Origin of the sequence: Lentzea aerocolonigenes, from assembly GCF_000955955.1 — a bacterium.
Taxonomy (GTDB): Bacteria; Actinomycetota; Actinomycetes; order Mycobacteriales; family Pseudonocardiaceae; genus Lentzea; species Lentzea aerocolonigenes_A.
Genome location: NZ_JYJG01000597.1, coordinates 1 through 3858 on the forward strand (window position 1 = coordinate 1; position 3858 = coordinate 3858).

General features: G+C 70.9%; 1 protein-coding gene. It reads right to left on the reverse strand.

What is annotated here, in order from left to right:
- On the reverse strand, positions 1 to 3858 hold a 3858-nt coding region (locus UK23_RS47760), incomplete at both ends, for a type I polyketide synthase (RefSeq protein ID WP_045318510.1).

Sequence of the window (3858 nt, forward strand, 5' to 3'; positions counted from 1 at the left end):
CGCGGTCAGGCCGTTCGACGCGCCGTCCTGGTTGACCGCGGAACCGCGCAGCACGGCCAGGACCTCGTGCCCGTTGCGCCGCGCGTCCGACAACCGTTCCAGCAGCACCACACCAGCGCCCTCGGACCAGCCGGTGCCGTCAGCGGCCTCGGCGAACGCCTTGCAGCGCCCGTCCGGTGCGAGCCCGCCGGCCGCGGTGAAGGCGGAGTAGGCGTTCGGCGTGGTCATGACCGCGACACCACCGGCCAAAGCCAGGTCGCACTCACCGTTGCGCAGCGCCTGCGCGGCCCAGTGCATGGCGACGAGCGACGACGAGCAGGCCGTGTCGATCGTGACCGCGGGGCCTTCGAGTCCGAGCAGGTAGGAGATGCGGCCGGACAGCACCGAAGCCGAGAACGCGGTCGTCGCGTACGGGCCGGTCTCCTCCAGCGAGCGGTTGAGCAGCGACTCGTAGTCCTGCCCGGTGGTGCCGACGAAGACGCCGGTCGGGCTGCCCTTCAACGAGACCGGGTCGATGCCGGCTCGTTCCAGTGCCTCCCAGGAGGTTTCGAGGAGCAGTCGCTGCTGCGGGTCCATCACGACGGCCTCGCGCGGCGAGATCCCGAAGAACCCCGCGTCGAAGTCGGCGACGGCGTCGAGGAACCCGCCCTCGAACGTCGAGCTGGCGAGCCGGTCCAGGTCCCAGCCGCGGTCGGCCGGGAACCGCGAGATCACGTCGCGTCCCTCGAACACCAGGTCCCACAACGCTTCCGGGGTCGTGACACCGCCGGGGTAGCGGCAGCCGATGCCGACGATCGCGATCGGGTCGTCGGAGGCGAGCGTGGCCGCACGGACCTCGAGCTGTTCCGTGCCACCGAACAGCTCGTCCCGCAGGTGCTGCGACAGCGTCGTCGCGGTCGGGTAGTCGAACACCAGCGTCGCGGGCAGCGCGAGTCCGGTCGCGGTCTTGAGGCGGTTGCGCATCTCGACCGCGGTCACCGAGTCGAAGCCCAGCTCGCGGAACGCCCTGCCGACCGGCACCTGGTCGCTTTCCGGGTAGCCCAGCGTCTTCGCGGCCTCGGCGCGGACCAGGTCGAGCAACGCGCGGTCGCGTTCGGCCTCGGTGAGCTTCGTCAGGCGTTGCTTGAGCTCCGATTCCTCGACGGGCTCCTCGGCAAGTGCCTGGCGCGCTTCGGGAATGCCGGTGAGCAGCGGGCTCGGCCGTTCGGCGGTGAAGCTCGGCGCGAACGTCGCCCAGTCGATGTCGGTGACGGTGAGCTGGGTCTGGTCGTCGGCGACCGCTTGGCGCAGCACCCTCATCGCGAGCTCGGGCGGCATCGAGCCGATGCCGATCCGGTGCAGCGCCTCGTACATGCCGTGGTCGGCGGCCATGCCGGCGTCCGCCCACGCACCCCACGCGATCGACGTCGCCTTCAAGCCCTGCGAGCGGCGCAGGTGCGCGAGCCCGTCGAGGTAGGCGTTGGCCGCGCCGTACGCGGGCTGGCCGCCGCTCCCCCAGCTCGCCGCGCCCGACGAGAAGAGGATGAAACGGGCTTGCGGCGCAAGTTCGTGCAGGTGCCTGGCCGCGGTGATCTTGGTGTCGAGCAGCGCGGTGACGTCCTCGTACCTGATCTCGTCGATCGGCGCGTCACCGGTGCCGATGCCCGCCGCGTGCACGACGGTCGTGAGGTCGTCGATGCCCGCGAGCAGCGTCGCGAGCGCTTCCCGGTCCGCCGCGTCGCAGGCCGCAATCGTGACGCGCGTGGTGTTCTCCAGCTCTGCCTTGAGCTCCGCGGCGCCAGGGGCGTCGAGACCGCGACGGCTGGTGAGCACGAGGTGCTCGGCTCCGGCTTCGGCCATCCAGCGCGCGACGTGGCCGCCGAGCGCGCCGGTGCCGCCGGTGATCAACACAGTGCCGGACGCTTCGAACTCCGGGTTGTGGTGGGCGTTCGTGCGGACGAGACGGCGGGCGAACACGCCGTTGTCCCTGATCGCGAGCTGGTCCTCGGTGCCGGTCAGGGCGGCCGCGAACCGTTGCGCGGCCTGGGTGTCCAGCTTCGCGGGCAGGTCGATCAGGCCACCCCAGCGGCGTGGCAGGTCGAGCGCGGCGACGCGGCCGAGACCCCAGATCGCGGTCTGCGCCGGGTCGACGGGTTCGCTGCCGATGGCGACGGCCTGGCGCGTGACGGCCCAGATCGGTGCTCTGACACCGGCTTCGGCCAGTGCCTGCACCAGGGTGATCGTCGCCTGGAGGCCGGTCATGGCGATGACGCCGTCGATCGTCTCCGGCAGGCGGGCTTTCAGGCCTTCCCGGCTAATCTGCTCGTCGATGTCGATGTGGTTGGCGCTCAACGCCTCGATCACGTCTTGGGCTTCGTTGCCGGACGTGACGACGAGCCACGTACCGTTCGGTGTGCCGCTGATCTTGACCGGCACCCACCGGTCGCGGTACCGCCAGGTGTCCATTGTGGATTCGGACTTGCGACGGCTGCGCCACTGCGCGAGCGTTTGCGCGACGCCCGGCTCGACGCCGATGTCCTCCAGGCCGCCGTTGTCGACGAGCTCCCAGAACTCCGCGTCGACCGGGTCGGACGTGTCCTTGACGAGCGGCTCGGGCCAGAACCTCTGCCGGTCGAACGGATAGGTGGGCAGCGGCACGTTCCTGCCGCCGGGGTACTGCCACTGGACTTCGACCCCTGCCACCCACGCTTCGGCGAGTGAGGTGGTGAACCGGTGCTTGTCGCCCTGGTCGCGCCTGAGCGAGCCGATGGCGACGATCTCGGTGCCCGTCGCTTCGGCCGTTTGCTGGGCGGGCAGCATCAGCACGGGGTGCGCGCTCGACTCGATGAACACGCGGTGGCCGTCCTGGACCAGATTCTCGACGACCTTGGCGAAGCTGACGGGCTGTCGAGCGTTCTGGAACCAGTACTCGGCGTCGAGGCTTGCCGTGTCGATGCGTTCGCCCGTGACGGTCGAGTAGAACGGAATGGTGCCGGTCCGCGGCGTGATGTCCGCGAACAGCTCCAGGATCTGGTCGCGGAGGCGGTCGACCTGCGCGCAGTGCGAGGCGACGGTGCTGCCGATCACGCGGGCGCGGATGTCCTGGGCGACACAGCTCTCGACGAACGCTTCGAGTGCGGGAACCGCCCCGGCGACAGTGCAGGCGTGCGGGCTGTTGACGCCCGCGATCGCCAGCTCTTCCGGTAGCAGCTTCTCGACCTCGTCGGCTGGCAACGCGATGCTCGCGACCGCGCCGTTGCCGACGAGCTCGTCCGCGAACAGCCGCGACCGCTTGACGACGATCCGCGCCGCCTGGTCGAGGCTGAGCGCGCCCGCGATGTAGGCGGCGGCGATCTCTCCCTGCGAGTGGCCGGCGACCGCCGCGGGCTCGACCCCGTTGGCCCGCCAGGTCTGGGCGAGCGAGATCATGATCGCGAACAACGCGGGCTGCAGGATCTCGATGCGCTCCAGCAGTTCCGCGTCGCCCTTGAGCGTGTCGATCACCGACCAGCCGACGTGCTCGGCGATCGCCCGGTCCGCCTCGGCCATCCACCGCGCGAACGTCTCGTCCTCGTCGAGCAGCTCGACCGCCATGCCGTGCCACTGCGAGCCCTGACCGGGGAACACGAACACCGGCCCCGGCCCGGCCTCCACGACGGCGCCTTCGACGACCTCGTCGCCGACGATCGCCGCGCGCTGCTCGAACCTGCTCCGCCCGGCCAGTGAGAACCCGACGTCGTTCGCCGGCACGCCGCTCTCGACCAGCGCCTTGATCCGCTCGACCTGGGCCCGCAACGCTCCCGCCGACTTGGCCGAGACCGGCAGCGCCGCGCTCTGGATCGATCCGGGTTGGCCGGCCCCCTGGGGGGATCCACCCCC